Annotated in this window: 22 protein-coding genes; 18 read left to right on the top strand and 4 right to left on the bottom strand. The window is 66.8% G+C overall.

Features of this window, described 5'->3' with window-relative positions:
• The first annotated feature begins 15 nt into the window (after positions 1 to 15).
• The 7 genes from BLQ28_RS31990 (at position 16) to BLQ28_RS31965 (ending at position 5388) form a co-directional block, all read left to right on the top strand.
• Positions 16 to 492, top strand: coding sequence for a DUF2244 domain-containing protein (locus BLQ28_RS31990; RefSeq protein ID WP_093247401.1), 477 nt, complete (start codon positions 16 to 18; stop codon positions 490 to 492).
• Positions 493 to 553: 61 nt separating this feature from the next.
• The gene (gene coxB / locus BLQ28_RS31985) at positions 554 to 1732 is read left to right on the top strand and encodes a cytochrome c oxidase subunit II (RefSeq protein WP_093247366.1); all 1179 of its coding nucleotides are present in this window, start codon (positions 554 to 556) and stop codon (positions 1730 to 1732) included.
• A gap of 43 nt (positions 1733 to 1775) precedes the next feature.
• Positions 1776 to 3416 carry a cytochrome c oxidase subunit I gene (ctaD, locus tag BLQ28_RS31980; protein ID WP_093247365.1) on the top strand — a complete coding sequence of 547 codons (1641 nt, stop codon included), beginning with the start codon at positions 1776 to 1778 and terminating at the stop codon, positions 3414 to 3416.
• Between the two features lie 43 nt (positions 3417 to 3459).
• Positions 3460 to 3576: a cytochrome oxidase small assembly protein gene (locus BLQ28_RS33175; RefSeq protein ID WP_218121973.1), complete on the top strand. Its 117-nt coding sequence runs from the start codon at positions 3460 to 3462 to the stop codon at positions 3574 to 3576.
• A 28-nt stretch (positions 3577 to 3604) separates the two neighbouring features.
• Positions 3605 to 4231 carry a cytochrome c oxidase assembly protein gene (locus tag BLQ28_RS31975; protein ID WP_093247364.1) on the top strand — a complete coding sequence of 209 codons (627 nt, stop codon included), beginning with the start codon at positions 3605 to 3607 and terminating at the stop codon, positions 4229 to 4231.
• Positions 4228 to 4440 carry a DUF2970 domain-containing protein gene (locus BLQ28_RS31970; protein ID WP_093247363.1) on the top strand — a complete coding sequence of 71 codons (213 nt, stop codon included), beginning with the start codon at positions 4228 to 4230 and terminating at the stop codon, positions 4438 to 4440. Before BLQ28_RS31975 ends, BLQ28_RS31970 begins: the two co-directional genes overlap by 4 nt.
• 66 nt (positions 4441 to 4506) lie before the next feature.
• Positions 4507 to 5388, top strand: a complete 882-nt coding sequence (locus BLQ28_RS31965; RefSeq protein ID WP_093247362.1) for a cytochrome c oxidase subunit 3 — start codon at positions 4507 to 4509, stop codon at positions 5386 to 5388.
• Between the two features lie 77 nt (positions 5389 to 5465).
• Here BLQ28_RS31965 and BLQ28_RS31960 read toward each other — a convergent pair whose 3' ends face one another.
• Positions 5466 to 5696: a twin transmembrane helix small protein gene (locus BLQ28_RS31960; RefSeq protein ID WP_093247361.1), complete on the bottom strand. Its 231-nt coding sequence runs from the start codon at positions 5694 to 5696 to the stop codon at positions 5466 to 5468.
• 27 nt (positions 5697 to 5723) lie between these two features.
• Here BLQ28_RS31960 and BLQ28_RS31955 point away from each other — a divergent pair, with 27 nt between their 5' ends.
• From BLQ28_RS31955 to BLQ28_RS31930, 6 genes are read left to right on the top strand one after another with little or no spacing between them, the layout of a single operon-like run.
• Complete coding sequence (locus tag BLQ28_RS31955; RefSeq protein ID WP_093247360.1) at positions 5724 to 6566, top strand: SURF1 family protein; 843 nt, start codon at positions 5724 to 5726, stop codon at positions 6564 to 6566.
• Positions 6553 to 7233 carry a hypothetical protein gene (locus tag BLQ28_RS31950; RefSeq protein WP_093247359.1) on the top strand — a complete coding sequence of 227 codons (681 nt, stop codon included), beginning with the start codon at positions 6553 to 6555 and terminating at the stop codon, positions 7231 to 7233. Before BLQ28_RS31955 ends, BLQ28_RS31950 begins: the two co-directional genes overlap by 14 nt.
• A gap of 41 nt (positions 7234 to 7274) precedes the next feature.
• Positions 7275 to 8510 carry a COX15/CtaA family protein gene (locus BLQ28_RS31945; protein WP_093247358.1) on the top strand — a complete coding sequence of 412 codons (1236 nt, stop codon included), beginning with the start codon at positions 7275 to 7277 and terminating at the stop codon, positions 8508 to 8510.
• Complete coding sequence (gene cyoE / locus BLQ28_RS31940; protein WP_093247357.1) at positions 8507 to 9412, top strand: heme o synthase; 906 nt, start codon at positions 8507 to 8509, stop codon at positions 9410 to 9412. Before BLQ28_RS31945 ends, cyoE begins: the two co-directional genes overlap by 4 nt.
• Positions 9413 to 9428: 16 nt before the next feature.
• Positions 9429 to 10034 carry an SCO family protein gene (locus BLQ28_RS31935; RefSeq protein ID WP_093247356.1) on the top strand — a complete coding sequence of 202 codons (606 nt, stop codon included), beginning with the start codon at positions 9429 to 9431 and terminating at the stop codon, positions 10032 to 10034.
• 14 nt (positions 10035 to 10048) lie between these two features.
• Positions 10049 to 10885, top strand: a complete 837-nt coding sequence (locus BLQ28_RS31930) for a DNA alkylation repair protein (protein ID WP_093247355.1) — start codon at positions 10049 to 10051, stop codon at positions 10883 to 10885.
• Between the two features lie 52 nt (positions 10886 to 10937).
• Here the strand turns inward: BLQ28_RS31930 and rpoH are convergent, their stop codons facing one another.
• Complete coding sequence (rpoH, locus tag BLQ28_RS31925) at positions 10938 to 11879, bottom strand: RNA polymerase sigma factor RpoH (RefSeq protein WP_093247354.1); 942 nt, start codon at positions 11877 to 11879, stop codon at positions 10938 to 10940.
• A gap of 316 nt (positions 11880 to 12195) precedes the next feature.
• Complete coding sequence (locus tag BLQ28_RS31920) at positions 12196 to 12660, bottom strand: Mpo1 family 2-hydroxy fatty acid dioxygenase (RefSeq protein WP_093247353.1); 465 nt, start codon at positions 12658 to 12660, stop codon at positions 12196 to 12198.
• Between the two features lie 175 nt (positions 12661 to 12835).
• Between BLQ28_RS31920 and BLQ28_RS31915 the strand changes: the two genes are divergently transcribed.
• From BLQ28_RS31915 to BLQ28_RS31905, 3 genes are all read left to right on the top strand, one after another.
• Positions 12836 to 13543: a response regulator transcription factor gene (locus BLQ28_RS31915; protein ID WP_093247352.1), complete on the top strand. Its 708-nt coding sequence runs from the start codon at positions 12836 to 12838 to the stop codon at positions 13541 to 13543.
• Complete coding sequence (locus BLQ28_RS31910; protein ID WP_256327536.1) at positions 13540 to 15333, top strand: hybrid sensor histidine kinase/response regulator; 1794 nt, start codon at positions 13540 to 13542, stop codon at positions 15331 to 15333. Before BLQ28_RS31915 ends, BLQ28_RS31910 begins: the two co-directional genes overlap by 4 nt.
• 159 nt (positions 15334 to 15492) lie before the next feature.
• A complete protein-coding gene (locus BLQ28_RS31905; RefSeq protein ID WP_093247350.1) occupies positions 15493 to 16488 on the top strand; it encodes a hypothetical protein in 996 nt (331 codons plus the stop codon).
• Between the two features lie 105 nt (positions 16489 to 16593).
• Here BLQ28_RS31905 and ftsY read toward each other — a convergent pair whose 3' ends face one another.
• On the bottom strand, positions 16594 to 17898 hold the full coding sequence (gene ftsY, locus BLQ28_RS31900; protein WP_176801288.1) for a signal recognition particle-docking protein FtsY: 1305 nt from the start codon (positions 17896 to 17898) through the stop codon (positions 16594 to 16596).
• A 29-nt stretch (positions 17899 to 17927) separates the two neighbouring features.
• On the opposite strand from ftsY, the gene BLQ28_RS31895 reads away from it, so the two are divergent.
• Both BLQ28_RS31895 and BLQ28_RS31890 read left to right on the top strand, forming a co-directional pair.
• Complete coding sequence (locus BLQ28_RS31895) at positions 17928 to 19376, top strand: M16 family metallopeptidase (protein ID WP_093247348.1); 1449 nt, start codon at positions 17928 to 17930, stop codon at positions 19374 to 19376.
• Between the two features lie 14 nt (positions 19377 to 19390).
• Positions 19391 to 20737 (top strand): M16 family metallopeptidase, encoded by a 1347-nt coding sequence (locus BLQ28_RS31890; RefSeq protein ID WP_093247347.1) that lies wholly within the window; start codon positions 19391 to 19393, stop codon positions 20735 to 20737.
• Positions 20738 to 20752 lie beyond the last annotated feature (15 nt).

The raw sequence follows: 20752 nt of genomic DNA, 5'->3' as shown, positions 1-20752 counted from the left end.
TTGCTGAACTCGCCCGTGTCGAATTCCGTGTTTCGATTTGCCACCGTTTCAGGCCAGAGCATCCACTGGTTCCTGAAGCGGAACTGCTCGGTGACGCCGAGCCAGCTGGGCTGGCTCTACGCCTCGCTGTGCGTGGTATCGCTCGGCATCGGCACCCTGTTCTGGCTGCACGGTGCGCCGCTGGTGCTGCCATTTGCCTGGCTCGAACTGGCCGCGGTCGGGTTTGCGTTCATGGTCTACGCACGGCACGCGACCGACGGCGAAAAGATCGCGTTGCAGGGTGGACGACTCGTCGTGGAGCTCGAGAACGGAGGGCACTACGAACGCACGGAATTTCTTCCGCACCAGGTGCGGATCGAACCGCAGACCGGCGATCGCTCGCTGATCGAGGTCTCGGGACAGGGTCGATCAGTCAGGGTGGGGCGCTATGTACGCCCGGAGTTGCGTGCCGCGTTGGCCCGCGAGATTCGCATGGCGTTGCGTGGCGCCTGAGGGGGCTCGCGCAGTGCTGCACGGTTGGGTTTGTCGAAAAAATTGAAGAAACGTGAACACGATGAAGAGCATTTGGCGCAATAAGTACAGGCCGGCGAATCTGTTGCTGGCGGCCGGCGCGGCTTTCAGCAGCGCGGCGCACGCAGTCAACGATCTGCCCGGCGGCCCTTCGGTGCGCCAGTTGAATCTTCCGGTCGGTGTGACCAAGATCGCGCAGGAGCAGCATCTGCTCCACACGATCATGATGATTCTGTGCACGGTCATCTTCGTCGCCGTGTTCGCGGTCATGTTCTATTCGATCTGGAAGCACCGCAAGTCGGTCGGCCACAAGGCGGCCAACTTCCATGAGTCGGTGGTGGTCGAGGTCATCTGGACCATCGTGCCCTTCCTCATCGTGATCGTCATGGCGCTGCCCGCCACCAAGGTGCTGGTGGCCCAGAAGGACACCACCAACGCCGACCTCACGATCAAGACCACGGGCTACCAGTGGAAGTGGGGCTACGACTACCTGAACGGCGAAGGCGAGGGCCTGGCCTTCATCTCCACGCTCGACAGCTCGCAGCGCGCCATGTCCGATGCCGGCGCCAAGGGCGCGATGCCCGACGACTACCTGCTCAAGGTCGACTACCCGCTGGTCGTGCCGGTCAACAAGAAGATCCGCATCATCACCACCGCCAACGACGTGATCCACGCGTTCGCCGTGCCGCAGCTGGGCCTCAAGCAAGACGCGATTCCCGGCTTCGTGCGCGACACCTGGTTCCGTGCCGAGACCATCGGCACCTACTACGGCCAGTGCCAGGAGCTGTGCGGCAAGGAACACGCCTTCATGCCGATCCAGGTGAAGGTGGTCTCGGCCGCCGACTACACCGCCTGGGTGGCCGACCAGCGCAAGATCGCCGCCGCCAAGCTCGACGACCCGACCAAGGTCTGGACGCTGCCCGACATGCTGGTTCGCGGCGAGAAGGTCTACGCCGCCAACTGCGCCGCCTGCCACCAGGCCAACGGCAAGGGCGCGGGCCCGATCAAGGCACTCGACGGCGATCCGAAGGTGCTCGACGCCGATCACTCGGTGCAGCTGCATGTGCTGCTCAACGGCCAGAACAACGGCGCGATGCCTTCCTGGAAACAACTGAGCGACACCGACCTCGCGGCAGTGGCCACCTACACCAAGAACAGCTGGTCGAACAAGACGGGCCAGCTGGTGCAGCCGGCCGAAGTGCTGGCCCTGCGTGGCAAGTGACCCGGCAGCGCCCCGCGAAGAAGAAATTGCAAGGAACAACGAAATGAGTGCAGTCCTCGACCCCCACGGTCACGCAGTCCCCGGCGACCACGCACACGACGAGCATCACGATCACCACGCGCCCACCGGCTGGCGCCGCTGGGTGTTCGCGACCAACCACAAGGACATCGGCACGCTCTACCTGCTGTTCAGCTTCACGATGCTGATGGTGGGCGGCATCCTGGCCCTGCTGATCCGCGCCGAGCTGTTCCAGCCCGGCCTGCAATTGGTGAACCCCGAGCTGTTCAACCAGTTCACCACCATGCACGGCCTGATCATGGTGTTCGGCGCCATCATGCCGGCCTTCGTGGGCTTCGCGAACTGGATGATCCCGTTGCAGGTGGGTGCCTCCGACATGGCCTTCGCGCGCATGAACAACTTCAGCTTCTGGCTGCTGATTCCCGCGGCGCTGATGCTGGTCGGTTCGTTCTTCATGCCCGGTGGCGCACCCGCCGCGGGCTGGACGCTCTACGCGCCGCTCACGCTGCAGATGGGCCCCTCGATGGACGCCGGCATCTTCGCGATGCACATCATGGGCGCTTCGTCGATCATGGGCTCGATCAACATCATCGTGACCATCCTCAACATGCGCGCCCCCGGCATGACGCTGATGAAGATGCCGATGTTCTGCTGGACCTGGCTCATCACCGCCTACCTGCTGATCGCCGTGATGCCCGTGCTCGCAGGCGCCATCACGATGACGCTGACCGACCGCCATTTCGGCACCAGCTTCTTCAACCCCGCCGGCGGCGGCGACCCGGTGATGTACCAGCACATCTTCTGGTTCTTCGGCCACCCCGAGGTGTACATCATGATCTTGCCGGCCTTCGGCATCATCAGCCAGGTGGTGCCGGCCTTCGCCCGCAAGAAGCTCTTCGGCTATGCCTCGATGGTGTACGCCACCTCGTCGATTGCCATCCTGTCGTTCATCGTGTGGGCTCACCACATGTTCACGACCGGCATGCCGCTCACCGGCCAGCTGTTCTTCATGTACGCGACCATGCTGATCGCGGTGCCCACGGCCGTGAAGATCTTCAACTGGATCGCGACCATGTGGCAGGGCTCGATGACCTTCGAGACGCCCATGCTGTTCGCGGTCGGCTTCATCTTCGTGTTCACGATGGGCGGTTTCACCGGCCTGATCCTCGCGGTCGCTCCCATCGACACGCAGCTGCAGGACACGTATTACGTGGTGGCCCACTTCCACTACGTGCTGGTGGCCGGCTCGCTGTTCGCCATGTTCTCGGGCTTCTACTACTGGGTGCCCAAGTGGACCGGCGTGATGTACAACGAAACGCGCGGCAAGGTGCACTTCTGGTGGTCGCTGATCTCGTTCAACGTCACCTTCTTCCCGATGCACTTCCTGGGCCTGGCCGGCATGCCGCGACGCTATGCCGACTACCCGATGCAGTTTGCCGACTTCAACGCCGTGGCGTCGGTCGGTGCCTTCTTCTTCGGTTTCGCGCAGGTCTACTTCTTCCTGTTCGTCGTGCTGCCGACCATGCGCGGCAAGGGCGAGAAGGCTCCACAAAAGCCATGGGAAGGCGCCGAAGGCCTCGAATGGGAAGTGCCTTCGCCCGCACCGTTCCATACCTTCGAGAACCCGCCCAAGCTCGACATCACCGCCACCAAGGTGATCGGTTGATCGATCGGCAGCCAGCAACAAGCCACGCGACCGCACGACAACGATGACCACGCCTGAGCAAAGAAAGAACAATCGGCGCATGGGGCTCACGCTGGCCTCCATCGCGGTGATCTTCTTCATCGGTTTCATTGTCCGCATGGCCTTCTTCGGCGGTCGCTGACCGCCGGCAACCGAACGGGAGCAGCAGCATGAGTCTCGGTCAACGCATCCGGCGCGCCAATGTCCGCATGGTCGGCAAGCTGGCCGTCGTGGCCTGCGGCATGTTCGCCTTCGGTTATGCGCTGGTGCCGATGTACCGCGCCATCTGCGAGATGACGGGCATCAACATCCTCGCGCTCTCCGAGCTCGAGGTGCCCGGCGGCGCCAGCGGCGGCAAGAACGTGCGCCTGCCCGACAACACGCAGGTCGACATGAGCCGCACCATCACGGTCGAATTCGACTCGAACGTGCGCGGCGGCCTCTGGGACTTCAAGCCCGCGGAGCGGACCATCGAAGTGCATCCGGGCCAGCTCAACACAGTGATGTACGAGTTCCAGAACGTGCAGAACCGCCGCATGGCCGCGCAGGCCATCCCGAGCTACGCGCCGCAGCAAGCCGCGCCGTACTTCAACAAGCTCGAGTGCTTCTGCTTCAACCAGTACACGCTCGATCCGGGCGAGAAGAAGCAGTGGCCGGTCGCGTTCGTGATCGACCCCAAGATTTCCAAGGACGTGAAGACCATCACCCTGTCGTACACCTTCTTCGAGGTGGGCGGCAAGACGCCGCCAGCGCCGGTGGCGGCTGTTTCGAATGCAGCGAATGAGCCGCGCTCGTGACGGCCGATCCTTCGCGCAAGCCGAAGGCTTCGCTGTGGGACACGGTGAAGGCAGTGGGTTGGTCGTTCTTCGGCGTTCGCAAGAACAGCGCCTACCAGGAAGACTTGGGCAAGCTGAATCCGCTGCACATCATTGCGGTGGCATTCGCGGCCGTGATCGTCTTCGTGGTGGGGCTGGTGCTGCTGGTGCGCTATGTGGTGGCGGCCTGATGACGAAGATGCCCACGACAACCAGAATCCATTGAATCGAGAGAAGAAAGAAAGCCAGGAGCTGATATGAGTTCAACCACCCACGGCACCACGCCCTACTACTTCGTGCCCGGACCATCGGCCTATCCGGTCATGGCCGCGACCGGCCTGTTCTTCGTCATCCTCGGCGCCGCGCAATGGATCAACGGGCACGCATGGGGCTCGTGGTCCCTGCTGGCCGGCATGGTGATCTGGCTCGGCACGCTCTTCGTGTGGTTCCGCGCTGCCATTGGCGAGAGCGAAGGCGGGCAGTACGGCCACAAGGTCGACCTCTCGTTCCGCTGGAGCATGAGCTGGTTCATCTTCTCCGAAGTGATGTTCTTCGGCGCCTTCTTCACGGCGCTGTGGTGGGCACGCACCCACGCGCTGCCGACGCTCGGCAGCCTGGACAACGCGATCCTCTGGCCCGACTTCAAGGCCGTGTGGCCCAGCGTGGCCGCCGGCGCTACCGGCTCGCCCGCCGGCATCGTCGAGCCCTTCCAGACGGTCGGCCCGTTCTGGCTGCCCACGATCAACACCGCGCTGTTGCTCAGCTCGGGCGTGACGCTCACCATTGCCCACCACGCATTGCGTGCGGGCCATCGTGCACAGACGATCCGCTTCATGTGGCTCACCGTGCTGCTGGGTATCCTCTTCCTGGGCGTGCAGGGTTATGAATACCACCACCTGTACACCGAGCTGAACCTCAAGCTCAGCTCGGGCACCTACGGCTCGACCTTCTTCATGCTGACCGGCTTCCACGGCCTGCACGTGTTCATCGGCATGCTGATGCTGCTGTTCATCACGCTGCGGCTGCAGAAGGGCCACTTCACGCCCGAGCGCCACTTCGGCTTCGAGGGCGCGGCCTGGTACTGGCACTTCGTGGACGTGGTCTGGCTCGGCCTTTACATGCTGGTCTATTGGCTTTGAGCGACGAACCTCTCGGCATTCCACAAAAAAGGCGCCGCAAGGCGCCTTTTTCATGGTTCTCCTGGAACGAGCACCACCTACTTGCCGAGCGGGAGCCCGGTGGGCTGGATGTAGCCGAGTTTCCAGGCGAGCAGCATGCAGAGGAACAAAAACACCGAGAGGCCGATCCGAACGGTGAGCGCGCGCGCCATGCCGCCGCTCTTGGCGCGCCCGTTGCGACCGTCCTTCAGCATGAAGAACAGTGCAAAAGCGAGGCTCGCGAAGATGCCCACGAACACGAGGGCGACGAAATATTTCATGACCCGCATTATCGGCCGCACGCCCCTTTCTCTCCAGTGACTCCTGAACCCCTGTACCCCGAAGAACGCCGCCGCCCTGGCCGTTTCTGGCTCATCACCATCGCGGCCGTGCTGACGCTGGCCGCTACTGTTTCGCTCGGCCGCTGGCAGCTGTCGCGCGCCGCGCAAAAAGAAGCGCTGCAGGCCGACATCGACGCCCAGAAGCAGAAGCCTGCGCTGGCCCAGGCCGAATTCCTCGCGCTCGAAAAGGCTTCCGACGCGCTGCACCGACCGGTGCGCCTGCGCGGCCTGTGGCTGCCGACGCAGACCGTCTACCTGGACAACCGCCAGATGCACGGCGTGCCCGGCTTCTATGTGCTGACGCCGTTCGCCCTCGAAGGCAGCGAACAGGCGGTGATGGTGCAGCGCGGCTGGGTGCAGCGCAATTTCGTCGACCGCACGAAGCTGGGCGAGGTCGAGACGCCGGCGGGCATCGTCGAGGTCACCGGCCTGATCGAGCCGCCGCCGAGCCATCTGCTCGAACTGGGAACGCCGGCATCGGCACCGGCACCAGCGACCGCTGCGTCGGCACCCGCCGGGGCAGCCTCGGCACCAGCCGCCGAAGGGGCTTCGTCCATCCGGCAAAATCTCGACTTGGAGGCCTTCCGTGCCGAGACCAAGCTGCCGCTGCGAACCGATGTGTCGCTGCAGCAGACCGGGCCGGCCTCCGAGGGCCTGCAGCGCGACTGGCCGGCCCCGGCGCTGGGCTTGGAGAGGCACTACGGTTATGCATTCCAGTGGTTCGGCCTCTCGGCCCTCGTCGTCATCCTCTATGTCTGGTTCCAATTCATCACCCCCTTCCGCCGTTCAAGGCGCCGCGCACGCGATGGCCGCTTCTGACGAGCCGCTGGGCCTGACGGTGCATTCGATGCCGTCGCCCAGCCAGGCGCTCGACGGTGCGGAGGGGCGCCGCACGGTGAGCGGGCGCTGTAAGATGGTCGCCGTGATGCTGATGTGCGCGGCACCCGTCATCGCCTCGTACTTCACCTACTACGTGATCCGGCCCGAAGGCCGCAGCGTGTACGGCGAGCTGATCGACCCGCAGCGCGAACTGCCGAAGCTGATCGCCACCGATCGCAACGGCGCGCCGGTCGACATCGCCACGCTCAAGGGCCAGTGGCTGCTGGTCGCGGTGGCCGATGCGGCCTGCGATGCGCTGTGCGAGCAGCAGCTGTACCTGCAGCGGCAGCTGCGCGAAAGCCTGGGCCGCGAAAAAGACCGCATGGACCGCGTCTGGCTCGTGAGCGACACCGCGCCCGTGCCCGAGCGCCTGAACAACGGCCTGCATGGCGCGACCGTGCTGCGCGTGCCGGCCGACCAGCTGGCCAAGTGGCTGGCACCGGCGTCCGGCCACAGCCTTGCCGAGCACCTCTTCGTGATCGACCCGATGGGCAACTGGATGATGCGTTTCCCGGCCCGCATGGACGCCGCGGGCGCGAGCCGCGCCAAGCGCGACATCGACCGCCTGCTGCGCGCCTCGGCCTCGTGGGACAAGCCGGACCGCTGACAGGCCGGCAGACAGATAGACAGGCACGCAAGCAGCACCGCATGGACACGACGAGCTCGCTCTACGACCTCACGCCGATCGCGTGGCTCATGGCCGCGGGCGTGCTGATCGCGCTCGGCCCGTTGCTGTGGGTCTGGCGGCGCAACGCGGGTGCGGGCCCGGCGCGGCGGCTGCATGCGCTGACTGTGCTCACGCTGTTCCTCACCTTCGACCTCACGCTGTTCGGCGCCTTCACCCGGCTCACCGACTCCGGTCTGGGCTGCCCCGACTGGCCCGGCTGCTATGGCAATGCCAGCCCGCACGGGGCGCGGCACGAGATCGCGATGGCGCAGAGCGCGCAGCCGACCGGCCCTGTCACGCACGGCAAGGCGTGGGTCGAGATGGTTCATCGCTACCTGGCGACGGGTGTCGGCGTCTTGATCCTTGTGCTGGCCGTGGCCACGTGGCTGGTGCGCTGGTGGCCTTCGATCGGGCCCAAGGCCGGAAACGCACCGCAGCCTCCACCTTCCATCGCACAAGCCGTGTTGAACCCCTGGTGGCCGACGGCGACGCTTGTGGGCGTGAGCCTGCAGGGCGCATTCGGCGCGCTGACCGTCACCTGGAAACTGTTCCCGGCCATCGTCACCACGCATTTGATGGGCGCCATCGTGTTGCTGGCCCTGCTGTGCATCCAGGCGGTGCGCTACAAGCAGAGCGCAATGCAGCGGCTGCCCACGGCCGTGTCGCCCGCGCTGTGCAACGGATTGATTGCAACCACCGTCCTGCTCGTACTGCAGATCGCCCTGGGCGGCTGGGTCAGCACCAACTATGCGGTGCTCGCTTGCACGCAATTCCCGACCTGCCAGAACAGCTGGTGGCCGCCGATGAATTTCGCGCAGGGCTTCGAGATCTGGCGCCACCTGGGCGTGACCGGCGATGGCCAGCCGCTCGACTTTTCCGCGCTCACGGCCATTCACTATGCGCACCGGCTGATGGCCTATGCGGTGTTCGTGGCGCTCGGCGTGCTGGCGTGGCGCATGCGCCGCATCGAGCCGCTGCGCCCGCAGGCGCGCTGGCTCGCCGGGCTCGCACTCCTGCAACTCGCCACGGGCCTGGGCAACGTGCTGCTCGGCTGGCCACTGGCCGCCGCCGTGCTGCACACCGGCGGCGCCGCGGCGCTCGCCGTGGTGCTGACCTGGGCGCTGTGCGAAAGCCGCCGTGAAGCGGCATCCACCGTGGCCCTGCGTGCCGACGACAATGCACGCGCGACCCCCAACCCGAAGAAAGCCACCGCGTGAGCACCCCGATCCCCGTTCAGCACACCAGCACCGTGAACGTGCTGCGCCAGTTCTACGCGCTGACCAAGCCGCGCGTGGTGCAGCTGATCGTGTTCTGCGCGCTGATCGGCATGGTGCTGGCCGTCCCCGGGCTGCCTTCGTGGGCCGATGTGCAGCGCGGCGTGCTGGCCTGCATCGGCATCTGGCTGGTAGCGGGTGCGGCGGCGGCGTTCAACTGCCTGGTCGAAAAGGGCATCGACGCGAAGATGAAGCGCACCGCCTGGCGCCCCACGGCGCGCGGCCAGCTCAGCGACATGCAGGCGCTGCTGTTCTCGGCGCTGCTGTGTGCGGTCGGCTCGGCGCTGCTGTGGTTCACGGTCAATCCGCTCACCATGTGGCTCACGTTCGCCACCTTCGTCGGCTACGCGGTGATCTACACGGTGATCCTCAAGCCGCTGACGCCGCAGAACATCGTGATCGGCGGTGCTTCTGGCGCGATGCCGCCGGTGCTTGGCTGGGCCGCGATGACGGGCGATGTCGGCCCCGAGGCGCTGATTCTGTTTCTCATCATCTTCCTGTGGACGCCGCCGCACTTCTGGGCACTGGCGCTCTACCGCGTCGAGGACTACCGCAAGGCCGGCCTGCCGATGCTGCCCGTCACGCACGGCAACGAGTTCACGCGGCTGCAGGTGCTGCTGTACACCTTCATTTTGTTCGCGGCCTGCCTCATGCCCTTCATCTACGGCATGAGCGGCTGGCTGTACCTTGCGGTCGCCGTCGTCGTCAGCGTGGGCTTTACCGGCTATGCCTTCGCGCTCTGGCGCAACTACTCCGACACGCTGGCGCGCAAGACCTTCCGGTTTTCGCTGATCCACCTGAGCGTGCTGTTCCTCGCGCTGCTCGTCGACCATTACCTCCACTGAATTGAACACTGCTCCCATGAACAAGCGAAACGCTCTCAAACTGATTGCCGCCAGCGTGGGCGTGGCGGCTGTGGGCGTGGGGCTCTCGGCCTGTGGCGAGACCAAGCAGAACTTCAATGCCGTCGACATCACCGGGGCCGACTACGCCAAGGGCTTCTCGCTGAAGGATGCCGACGGCAAGGTCCGCACCCTGGCCGACTTCAAGGGCAAGGTCGTCGTGCTGTTCTTCGGCTACGCGCAATGCCCCGACGTGTGCCCGACCACCATGACCGAGATGGCGCAGGTCAAGCAGCAGCTCGGCAAGGACGGCGACAAGCTGCAGGTGCTGTTTCTCACCGTCGATCCGGCGCGCGACACGCCCGAGGTGCTGAAGGCCTACATGGGCGCGTTCGACCCGAGCTTCGTGGCGCTCATTCCCACGCCCGAGGAACTCGCCGCAGTCGCGAAGGACTTCAAGGTCTATTACAAGAAGGTCGACGGCAAGACGCCGACCAGCTACTCGATGGACCACTCGGCCGCCAGCTACGTCTACGACACACAGGGCCGGCTGCGGCTGTATGCGCGCTATGGCGCGGGCGTGCCGACCATGGTGGCGGACGTGAAGGCATTGCTCGCGTCCTGAAAGGCCCGTTGCACATGGACGCCGCAGTGGCCGTGGCCGGTTCGGTCGATCATCTGAAAGGGCGCAAGGGCGCCTTCCGCATCGCGCTCATTCCGCCCGAGGTGCTGCGTGCCCTCAACGACGGCCTGCTCGAAACCGTCAACCTCAACGAATTTTTGGCGCTGGAGCTGCCGCAGCTCGCGCGCAGCGTGGCGGGGCACATCGGCCTCGACGCAGCGAGCGAGCGGCTGGTCGACACGCTGGCCATGCTCGGTGCCTTCAAGCCGATGCAGCGGCACAGCCATATCGCACGCGCGCTCTATGACCTGACGGCCCTGCACGCCGAGCGTGACGCCGTTGCCCACAGGCTGGCCACGCATGCGAGCGATGTCGCGCGCTGCTGGGCTGCGCAGTGGGTCACGCTCTCGGGCCTGTCGTTGCCGGCGCAACTGGAGGCGGTGCGCCGCTTTGCCGCCGACCCGCACTTCGGCGTGCGCGAAATCGCCTGGATGGCGGTGCGCGATGCGGTCATCACCTCGCTGGACGAGGCGCTGGCGCTGCTGCAGCCATGGGTCTTCGATACCGATCCGAACATCCGCCGCTTCGCCAGCGAACTCACGCGGCCGCGCGGCGTGTGGTGCGCGCAGATCGAGGCACTCAAGATTGAGCCTTGGCGCGCGTTGCCGCTGATCGAGCCGTTGCGCGCCGACCCGAGCCGCTACGTGCAGAACTCGGTCGCCAACTGGCTCAACGACGCCAGCAAGACCCAGGGCGAGTGGGTCGACAGGCTGTGCGTGCGCTGGGTCGCGGAATCAGACACGGCCGAGACCCGCTACATCGCCAAGCGTGCCCTGCGCACGCTCTCCAAATGAAAAAGCCCGGCTTGCGGCCGGGCTCGTTCAGGAAGAGGGCAAAAGCAGTTGCTTATGCGTAGTCGGCGAGTGCCTTCTTCATCTTCTTCATGGCAGCGACTTCGATCTGGCGAATGCGCTCGGCGCTCACGCCGTACACGGCGGCCAAGTCGTGCAGCGTCATGCCGCCCGAACCGTCGTCGTTGACCTTGAGCCAGCGTTCTTCCACGATGCGGCGGCTGCGGTCGTCCAGCGCTTCGAGCGCGGTGGCGATGCCGTCGCTCGACAGGCGATCACGCTGCTGCGATTCGAGCAGGGCGGTCGGCTCCTGCGTGGCGTCGGCCAGGTAGGCGATCGGGCCGAAGCCTTCGTCGCCGTCGTCCGACGGACCCGGATCGAGCAGCACGTCGCCGCCCGACAGGCGGGTTTCCATCTCGAGCACTTCTTCAGGCTTGACGTTGAGCCGGGTCGCCATCTGCGACACCTCGTCGGGGCTCAGCGTCTCGCGGTGCGTGCCGTTGTCGGCCGCGGCCGAGTCGGCCTTGAAACCCTGCTTCATGGACCGCAGGTTGAAGAACAGCTTGCGCTGGGCCTTGGTCGTCGCGACCTTGACCATGCGCCAGTTCTTCAGGATGTACTCGTGGATCTCGGCCTTGATCCAGTGCATGGCGTAGCTCACCAGCCGCACGCCCTGGTCGGGGTCGAAACGCTTCACGGCCTTCATCAGGCCCACGTTGCCTTCCTGGATCAGGTCGCCGTGCGGCAGCCCGTAGCCCAGGTACTGGCGGGAAATGGAGACCACGAGGCGCAGGTGCGACAGGATCAGCGCACCGGCGGCGTCGAGGTCGTTCTGGTCGCGCAACTTGCGTGCGAAGCCCTGCTCTTCTTCGAGCGTGAGCAGCGGCAGGCGGTTGGCGGCCGAAATGTAGGCATCCAGGTTACCCAGCGGGGGGACCATCGACCATGGATTGGCGACGGCCAGCTGGTTGGCAGAGACTCCAGACAGCGTTGTCATCAGGGGAAACTCCTTAGTGTTGGCCATATTAGCACTCGGTTAGAGGGAGTGCTAAACCAAGGGTTCCCTTGAGTTTCTATCGCGGCGATAGCCTCAGGCTTGGGAGGCGCTTGGCCGCCTTTTCCCTAGGACCCCGCTCGGCCGTTTCAGTTGCCGGCGGGCGGCAGGCAGTGCTTGATTTTGCATTAAGTCACATTTTTGTGGTGCATCGCCGACGCATCAGGCCCGGCCTGCCTGCACCGTCAAGCGCCATCGGGTGACCGATGCATTTCCCCGTGATCGAGCGAATTGCACGTCTCGGGCCGGCCGGCGCAAGCTACCAGCGGATGCCGAGCTTCAGGAACAGCTTCGACAGCACGAAGAGCGGGCCGACCCAGAGGTACTGCAGGTCCTCGAAGAACGACGGCTTCTTGCCTTCGAGCTTGTGCCCGATGAACTGGAAGATCCACGCCACCACGAAGATGGCCGCCGACACGGGCAGCACCAGCCCGCCCATCGCATGCACCACCACCAGGGCCAGCGCAGTCAGCACCAGCATGGTCACGAGGAACGCCGGCGCGCGCAGCAGCGCGTAGTAGACAAGGCTGGCCGCCACGAAAACGTAGGCCACCCACGGGTGGATCGCGAACAGTAGGCCGACGATGCTCAGCATGATCGCCGGGATGGCGATGAAGTGAATCAGCTCGTTGCTCGGGTTGCGGTGGCTCTCCTCGTAGTGGGCGAGCAGGCGGTCGACCTTGCGGTCGCTCGAAGCCAGCGGGGCGGCGGCGGTGTGCGTCATGACAGGTCTCCGGTTCACCGTTCGATGCGGCGCGATGCATGTGACGGTGGCGATGGTGCCCATTGCAAGGCGCCGTGGCAAGCGCTGCCCGAGAGCGCCAAAGGGCGGTACCACCGCCGCACCGTCGTGACTTAGGGCACTGTCGCCCGCCCGTCGCGCCGCTAAGATCAAACGCGTGGCTCCCTACGACTCTTCCCCCACGCCCGTCCCTCCCGCTGCCGGGAGCGGCACGCCCACCCGCGCGGCGAACGCGATCCTCGTCGTCGACGACCACGACCTGCTGCGCCTTGGCGTCTGCGCGCTGGTGCAGGCGCAGGCCACGTCCTCCGGTGCCCGGATCGAGGTCTTCGAGGCCGGCAACGTCGCCGACGCGCTGGCCCTGTACGAAATCCACCAGGCCAGTATCGGCCTCGTGCTGCTCGACCTGGCGCTGCCCGACACGCACGGCCTGAGCGGCGTGGCCGAGTTCCGCCGGCGCTTTCCGGCGGCGCGCATCGTGGTGCTTTCGGGCACCGGCAGCAGCACGCTGGCGCAGGGCGTGCTCGCGCTCGGGGCCGCCGCGTTCCTGCCCAAGTCGGCCGACCTGAAGGAAGTGGTGAGCTTCATCCGCGCCTGCGGCCTGCTCGATCCCGACACGGCGGAACTGCCGCCGGCGCTGCCCAAGTCGCTCAGCGGCTATGCGGAATTCGCCCACGCCAGCGCCTGGCAGGAGCTCACGCCGCGCCAGATGCAGGTGCTGCAGTGGGTGCTCGAAGGCAAGGCCAACAAGGAAATCGCCCAGCTTGCCAACCTGAGCGAAGGCACCGTGAAGAACCATGTCTCGACCATCCTGCTGCTGTTCGGCATGCGCTCGCGCGCCCAGTTGATCAGCACCCTGCATTGAGCGGACCGGTCGTGACGCCGAACGATCCGTCCGCCGACGCCGTGCTCGGCCAGCGGGTGCTGCGCGAGCACGTTGCCTCGGTCTACAGCACCTACGGCATCTCGACGCTGACCCACATGGCTTTCGTGGTGGTGTTCGGCTCCATCATCTATTCGCAGCTGAAAGAGCCGAGCCTGCTGTTCTGGATGGCGGGCCTGCTGATGGCCGACATCTACGTGTTCTTCACGCCGCGCTGGAACCCTTCCAGGCCCGCGCGCGAAAGCGCGTACTGGGCGCGGAAGATCTCGCGCATGGTCACGCTGGTCAGCATGGTCTCGGCCGTGGTGCCGTGGCTCATCGTGCCGCACGACAACCTGCCCATGACCTCGCTGCTGATGGCCGTCATCGTGGGCAGCTGCGCGCGGGCCGCGCAGTCGCTGTGGCCGCTGAAGGCGGCGCTGTTCGGCTACACGATGCCCATGTCGCTGGGCATGATCACCGCGCTGGCCTGGCAGGGCGACGGCCTGCATCTCTTTCTGGCGGTCGCCAGCGCGGCCTACCTGTTGCTGACCCTGCACGCGGGCGTCGGCCAGCACAGGCTGTTGACCGAATCGCTCCTGCTGCGCTTCGAGAACGAGGCGCTTGCCGCGCGGCTGGGCGAACAGATCGCCGCCACCGAGCGCGCAAGCGAAGAAAAGACGCGCTTTCTCGGCACTGCCAGCCACGACCTGCGCCAGCCGCTGCATGCCATCGCGCTGTTCGGCGCCGCGCTCGAGAACGAGCTGCGCGACCGCCCCGAGAGCCGCAACGCCGAGCGCCTGATGCGCGCGGTGAATGCGCTGGGTGCGTCGCTCGACACCATGCTCGACGTGTCGCGCCTGGACGCCGGTGTGATCACGCCGGCGCCGCAGCCCGTGCAACTCGACGCGCTCTTCCTGCCGCTCAACCACACCTTCGCGGCCCGCGCCGAACAGAAGCAGCTGCAGCTGCGCGTGCGCGCCAGCGGCCTGTGGGTGCGCAGCGACCCGCAACTACTGCACCGCATGCTGTCCAACCTGATGGACAACGCGCTCAAGTACACCGCGCGCGGGGGCGTGACGGTGACGGCGCGCGACCGCGGCGACGCGGTGTGGATCGAGGTGCGCGACAGCGGCATCGGCATCGCGCCCGAGCAGTCGAGCCGCATCTTCGAGGAGTTCTATCAGATCGACAATCCGGGCCGCGACCGTTCGAGGGGCCTGGGCATTGGCCTGTCGATCGTGCAGCGGCTCTCGCGCCTGCTCGGGCATCCGGTGCAGATGCATTCGCGGCCGGGGCGGGGCACGCACTTTCGCGTCGTGCTGCCGGCCGTCGATGTGCAGGCCCGCAGGCTGGCCGGATCGCTTTCGCAGACGGCCGCCGACACGCCATGGCGTCGCCGCCCCGCACTGCCGGGCCGCGTGCTGTTGCTCGACGACGAACTGGAAATCCGCGAGGCCATGACCGGCCTGCTGCGCTCGCATGCCATCGACGCGCACGCCGTGGCCGACGAAGCTGCCGCCGTCGCGGCCCTGCGGCAGGCGGGCAGCGAAGGGCGTCCCTTCGACCTGCTGGTGTGCGACTACCGGCTGGCCGACGGCGCCGATGGCCTCGATACGGGCCTGCGCCTCAGCCAGTGGCGGGGCACTACCACGCCCTTGCTGCTGATCACCGGCGAAACCGCGCCCGAACGCCTGCAGCGTGTGCGCGAATCGAAGGTGCCGGTGCTCTTCAAGCCGGTCGTTGCCGATGTGCTGCTGCAGGCCATGGCCGAGGTGGCCGGCGCCCGCTAGCCATTGCGCAGCCGATGCCTGAAGGCATTGGTATTCACTGCGCGCCCATCTTCGATGCAGCCTGCAGGTGTCGTGACTTTCGACACTGGCGAGCATCTTTCCCGCGTCTTACCTTCGCCCGCGTTGTCCTCAAACAAAACGACCCGGAGGTTTCTCTCGATGAAGTTCAAACTCGCAGCCGTGGCTGCCGCAGTGGCGGCGACCATGGCTCTGGCGGCTTGTGGTGGCGGTGGTGGCAACAGTGGCTTCATCCCGCCCGTCGCCGTGGCGCCGCCGCCGCCTGCACCCCCGCCGCCACCACCCGCACCGCCGGCGCCCGCGCCTGCTCCCGCGCCGGCCACCAGCACGTTCATGTACGAGCAGCTGCCGCCAGCCGGCGATCGCGCGGGCTTCCTCGCGGACCTCAACGCCGAGGGCGCGCGCGGCTTCCGCTTTCTGGCGCCGCTGTCGAACAACCAGCCACCGGGAAGCGCCAACGTCTACGTGAAGCCCGGCGATGCGACCTATGTCTACGAACTGACGCCGGCACCCACCGATGCGAACACGTTCCTGAACGACGCCAACGCAGCCGGCGCCAGGGGATTCCGCTGGGTCGGCACGATGAGCGCCGGCGGCAGCAACCTCTTCATGTACCGCAAGGACAGCGACACCTCGGCCACGTTCACCTACAGGCTCGAAGCGGCTGCAGCCGATCGGGCCGGCTACATCGCGCGCGGCAATGCGCAGGGGTCGGAAGGCTTCTACAACGTCGCGCCTGCCTACTCCTTCGGCACGGCGTTGCAGGCCATCTTCGAGAAGAGTTCGCTCGGCAATTCGACCTTCACCTACGAAGTGGCGGATGCCGCCAGCGACGAGCCCGGGTTCCTGGCCCAGCTCGACGAAAAGGGCGGCCGCGGCTTCCGCTTCCGCGGGCCGTACAGCTACGGGAACATCTATGCCCGGGACGCCTCGCAGTCGTCCACCTTCAGCTACGAGGCGCTGGCGCCGCAGCCCGCCATCGCGGACCTTCTTCAACAGGCCAATGCCCAGGGTGCCAACGGCTATGGCTTCGTCGGGCAGCTCGGCGCGGGTGGCGTCTCGAAGATCTACTACTACAAGCCGGTCAACTGCACGGGTCCGGCACTGTGCATGCCCACGGGGCCATTCGGCCCCTGACGGGTTCATCAGGTTTCAGGCGCCCGGTACCTGTGACGCCTGGGAACAGGGAGCGATAAAAAAGCAAGGAACGGCCCCGGCGCAAGCAGGGGCCGTTTTCTTTTCTTATCCAAGCAGGGCCTGCGCGAATTCGCGTGCGTTGAAGGTCTCGAGGTCTTCGAGTTTTTCGCCCACGCCGATGAAGTACACCGGAATCGGCCGCTCGCGTGCGATGGCGCACAGCACGCCGCCCTTGGCCGTGCCGTCGAGTTTGGTCACGATCAGGCCCGTGAGGCCCAGCGTTTCGTCGAAGGCCTTGACCTGCGCGAGCGCGTTCTGCCCGGTGTTGCCGTCGATCACCAGCAGCACTTCGTGCGGTGCGGTGGCGTCGGCCTTGGTGACGACGCGCTTGATCTTCTTCAGCTCGTCCATCAGGTGCAGCTGCGTGGGCAGGCGGCCGGCGGTGTCGACCAGCACCACGTCCTTGCCGCGCGCCTTGCCGGCGTTCACCGCATCGAAGCTCACGGCGGAAGGGTCGCCGCCTTCGTTGCTCACGATCTCGACCGTGTTGCGGTCGGCCCAGACCAGCAGCTGCTCGCGCGCCGCCGCCCGGAAGGTGTCGGCCGCGGCCAGCAGCACCGAGGCGCCTTCGGTGGCCAGGTGCTTGGTGAGCTTGCCGATGGAGGTGGTCTTGCCCGCGCCGTTGACGCCGGCCACCATGATCACGGTCGGCGTGAACTCGCCGATGACGAGCGGCTTTTCGAGCGGCTTGAGCAGGTCGGCGACGGCATCGGCCAGCAGCAGCTTGACCTGTGCGGCATCGGTGGCCATCTGGCGCTTGACGCGAACCTTCAGGTCGTCGAGCAGGTACTCGGTGGCCTTGACGCCGGTGTCGGCCATCAGCAGGGCCGATTCGAGTTCTTCGTACAGCGCGTCGTCGATCTGCGCGTTGACGAAGACGGCCTGGATGCCGGTGCCGGTCTTGCGCAGGCCGGTCTTGAGCTTGTCGAGCCAGCTCTTGCGTTCGGGTGCGGCAGGCGCCTGGACGGCAACGGGTGCCGGAACGGGCGCCGGCGCAGGTGCGGGCACCGGGGCTGGCGCGGGGGGAGGGGGCGGAACGAAGGTGGGGGCAGGCGCCGGAACGGGGGCCGGTGCCGGAGTAGGTGCCGGGGAGGCGACGGGCGCGGGTGCCGGCGGTGCAGCCACCACCGGAGGCGGCGATGCCGGCTCGACAGGTGCCGGGGCAGGCGTGGGCGCGGGCGACGGCGCTGCTTCAGCCGCCGGCTTCGTGCCGAACCAGCTCGAAGGCGAGAACACCGAGCGCGCGGGCGCAGGCTCGGCGGCAGGTGCAGGTGCAGGGGCGGCTGGCGGTGGGGGCGCCGGCGCGACCGGGGTTTCGGCAGGCGGTTTTTTCTTGAAGAAACTGAACATCAGGAGCTTTTTACAATCCGACCCATTCTATGAAACACCTCTCGCCACGCAGTGCTGCGTCTGGTGCGGTGCTGGCAGTGGCGCTTTCGGCGTCCTGGGCCATGCCTGCGCAGGCCCAGTCCACACCGGCTCCCGCCGCATCATCCGCCGCCACGGCGGCCGCGCCGGGCCCTCAGCAATTCACGCTTGCGAACGGCATGACGCTGATCGTCCAGCCCGACCGGCGCGCGCCGACCGCGGTGCAGATGGTCTGGGTCCGCGTCGGTTCCATGGACGAAGTCGACGGCACCTCCGGCGTGGCACATGCGCTCGAACACATGATGTTCAAGGGCACCAAGGACATCAAGCCCGGCGAGTTCTCGCGCCGCGTGGCGCAGCTCGGTGGCCAGGAAAACGCCTTCACCACGCGCGACTACACCGGCTACTACCAGCAGATCCCGGTCGGCAGCCTCGAGGCGGTGATGAAGCTCGAATCGGACCGCTTCGCCAACAACCAGTGGCCCGACGACGAGTTCAAGCGCGAGATCGAGGTCGTCAAGGAAGAGCGCCGCCTGCGCACCGAAGACCAGCCGCGCGCGCTGCTCGGCGAGCAGCAGAACGCCGCCGTCTTCACCGCCTCGCCCTACCACCGCCCGGTGGTCGGCTGGATGAGCGACCTGGACGCCATGACGCCCGACGATGCGCGCGAGTTCTTCAAGCGCTGGTACGTGCCCGCCAACGCCGTGCTGGTGGTGGCCGGCGACGTCGACGTGGCCCAGGTGCGTGCGATGGCCGAGAAGTACTACGGCCACATTCCCTCGCGCGCGGTGCCCACGCGCAAGCCGCGCATCGAGCCCGCGCAGCGCGGCATCCGCCGCATCGAGTTCAAGGCGCCGGCCGAGCAGGCGTATGTGTCGCTGGCCTACCGCGTGCCGCAGCTCGCGAACATCGACGACACCAACAGCGACGCCTGGGCGCTGGTGGTGCTGTCCGCCGTGCTCGACGGCTACGCCGGTGCGCGCCTGGACCGCGCGCTCACCCAGGGCCCCGACCGCGTCGCCGACTCGGCCGGTGCCTATTCGGGCTTCATCGGCCGCGGGCCGCAGCTCTTCATGCTCGAAGGCGTGCCCGCCGCCGGCAAGACCGTCGAAGCGGTCGAAGCCGCGCTGCGCGCCCAGGTGGCGCGCGTCGCCAAGGACGGCGTGGGCGAAGCCGAACTGGCCCGCGTCAAGACCCAATGGGTGGCGAGCGAAACCTACAAGCGCGACTCGGTCATGGCGCAGGCGCGCGAACTCGGCAGCAACTGGATTCAGGGCCTGCCGCTCGACGCCAGCGAGCGCATCGTCGCCCGGCTGCAATCCGTCACGGCCGCCCAGGTGCAGGCCGTGGCCGCCAAGTATTTCGGCGACGACCAGCTCACGGTCGCCACGCTGCGTCCCCTGCCACCCGAACCCAAGCGGGGCCGTGGCTTCGCGGCGCCCGCAGGCGAGCTGCGCTGAAAGGTCCCGATCTCATGAAAATTCTTAAAAAGATAGCGCAGTGCGCCCTGTTCACGGGCGTGACGGCCATCGTCGGCATGACCAGCGCGCAGGCCGCGCTGCCCATCCAGCACTGGACGCTGGCCAACGGCGCCAAGATCTACCTGGTGTCGACCAACGCGCTGCCGATCGTCGACGTGCAGGTCGACTTCGACGCCGGCAGCCGCCGCGACCCCGCGCCGCAGGCGGGCCTGGCCAGCACCACGGCGGCCATGGTCGAGAAGGGCGTGCGCGCCGGCAAGAACGGCGAGCCCGCGCTCGACCAGAACGCTCTGGGCGAAGCCTGGGCCGATCTGGGCGCCAGCTTCGACGTGAGCGCCGGCACCGACCGCACCAGCTATTCGCTGCGCACGCTGTCCGACCCGGCACTGCTGAACAAGGCGGTGGCGCTGGCCTCGCGCGAGATCGGTGAGCCGGCCTTTCCCGACGACGTGTGGCAGCGCGAGCGTGAGCGCATCAACGCCGCCATCAAGGAAGCCAACACCAAGCCCGCGACCGTCGCGGGCCGCGCGTTCGGCCAGGCGGTGTACGGCGTGCACCCCTATGGCCAGGAGGTCACCGAGGCCACGCTCGCGCGCATCGACACGGCCACCATGCGCCAGCGCTACCAGCAGTTGATGCTGCCGTGCCGCGCCAAGCTCAGCATCGTGGGCGCGGTCACCCGTGCCGAGGCCGAGACCATGGCCACCGCGCTGCTGTCGCGCCTGCCCAGCGCCGAGAGCTGCCCGGCGCTGCCGGTGATCGCGCCGGTGGCCGAGCTGACGGCACCGAAGGACGAGCGCATTCCGTTCGATTCGGCGCAGGCCCATGTTTTCATCGGCCAGCCCGGTTACCCGCGCAAGGACCCGGACCACTTCGCGCTCACGCTCGGCAACTACGTGCTCGGCGGCGGCGGTTTCGTCTCGCGCCTGACCAACGAAGTGCGCGAGAAGCGCGGCCTGACCTACAGCATCTACAGCGGCTTTGCGCCGGGGCTCGATGCGGGCGCGTTCCGCATCGGCTTCCAGACCCGGCCCGACCAGGCCGAGCAGGCGATCAAGGTGTCGCGCGAGGTGCTGGCGAAGTTCGTCGCCGAAGGCCCGACCGCCAGCGAGCTGAAGGCCGCGAAGGACAACCTGATCGGCGGTTTCCCGCTGCTGCTCGACAGCAACCGCAAGCTGATCGGCAATGTCGCCAACATCGCCTGGCACGACCTGCCGCTGGACTACCTCGACACCTGGACCGCGCGCATGAACGCGGTCACGGCGGCCGAAGTCAAGGCCGCGTTCGAGCGCAAGCTGCAGCCTGCACGCATGGTGACGGTGGTGGTGGGCGGCAAGTAAGCAGGTAGGCCCGCC

The organism is Variovorax sp. EL159, assembly GCF_900100965.1.
Taxonomy (GTDB): Bacteria; Pseudomonadota; Gammaproteobacteria; order Burkholderiales; family Burkholderiaceae_C; genus Variovorax.
This window is presented reverse-complemented; position numbering and strand designations above follow the sequence as displayed.

Bases quoted from the DNA above. Each gene is read 5' to 3' on its own strand.
- BLQ28_RS31895 (WP_093247348.1), top strand. From the start codon at position 17,928: ATGAAACACCTCTCGCCACGCAGTGCTGCGTCTGGTGCGGTGCTGGCA.
- ctaD (WP_093247365.1), top strand. From the start codon at position 1,776: ATGAGTGCAGTCCTCGACCCCCACGGTCACGCAGTCCCCGGCGACCAC.
- BLQ28_RS31960 (WP_093247361.1), bottom strand. From the start codon at position 5,696: ATGCGGGTCATGAAATATTTCGTCGCCCTCGTGTTCGTGGGCATCTTC.
- BLQ28_RS31965 (WP_093247362.1), top strand. From the start codon at position 4,507: ATGAGTTCAACCACCCACGGCACCACGCCCTACTACTTCGTGCCCGGA.
- ftsY (WP_176801288.1), bottom strand. From the start codon at position 17,898: ATGTTCAGTTTCTTCAAGAAAAAACCGCCTGCCGAAACCCCGGTCGCG.
- BLQ28_RS31905 (WP_093247350.1), top strand. From the start codon at position 15,493: ATGAAGTTCAAACTCGCAGCCGTGGCTGCCGCAGTGGCGGCGACCATG.
- rpoH (WP_093247354.1), bottom strand. From the start codon at position 11,879: ATGACAACGCTGTCTGGAGTCTCTGCCAACCAGCTGGCCGTCGCCAAT.
- BLQ28_RS31950 (WP_093247359.1), top strand. From the start codon at position 6,553: ATGGCCGCTTCTGACGAGCCGCTGGGCCTGACGGTGCATTCGATGCCG.
- BLQ28_RS31920 (WP_093247353.1), bottom strand. From the start codon at position 12,660: ATGACGCACACCGCCGCCGCCCCGCTGGCTTCGAGCGACCGCAAGGTC.
- BLQ28_RS31935 (WP_093247356.1), top strand. From the start codon at position 9,429: ATGAACAAGCGAAACGCTCTCAAACTGATTGCCGCCAGCGTGGGCGTG.
- BLQ28_RS31945 (WP_093247358.1), top strand. From the start codon at position 7,275: ATGGACACGACGAGCTCGCTCTACGACCTCACGCCGATCGCGTGGCTC.
- BLQ28_RS31930 (WP_093247355.1), top strand. From the start codon at position 10,049: ATGGACGCCGCAGTGGCCGTGGCCGGTTCGGTCGATCATCTGAAAGGG.
- BLQ28_RS33175 (WP_218121973.1), top strand. From the start codon at position 3,460: ATGACCACGCCTGAGCAAAGAAAGAACAATCGGCGCATGGGGCTCACG.
- coxB (WP_093247366.1), top strand. From the start codon at position 554: ATGAAGAGCATTTGGCGCAATAAGTACAGGCCGGCGAATCTGTTGCTG.
- BLQ28_RS31975 (WP_093247364.1), top strand. From the start codon at position 3,605: ATGAGTCTCGGTCAACGCATCCGGCGCGCCAATGTCCGCATGGTCGGC.
- BLQ28_RS31890 (WP_093247347.1), top strand. From the start codon at position 19,391: ATGAAAATTCTTAAAAAGATAGCGCAGTGCGCCCTGTTCACGGGCGTG.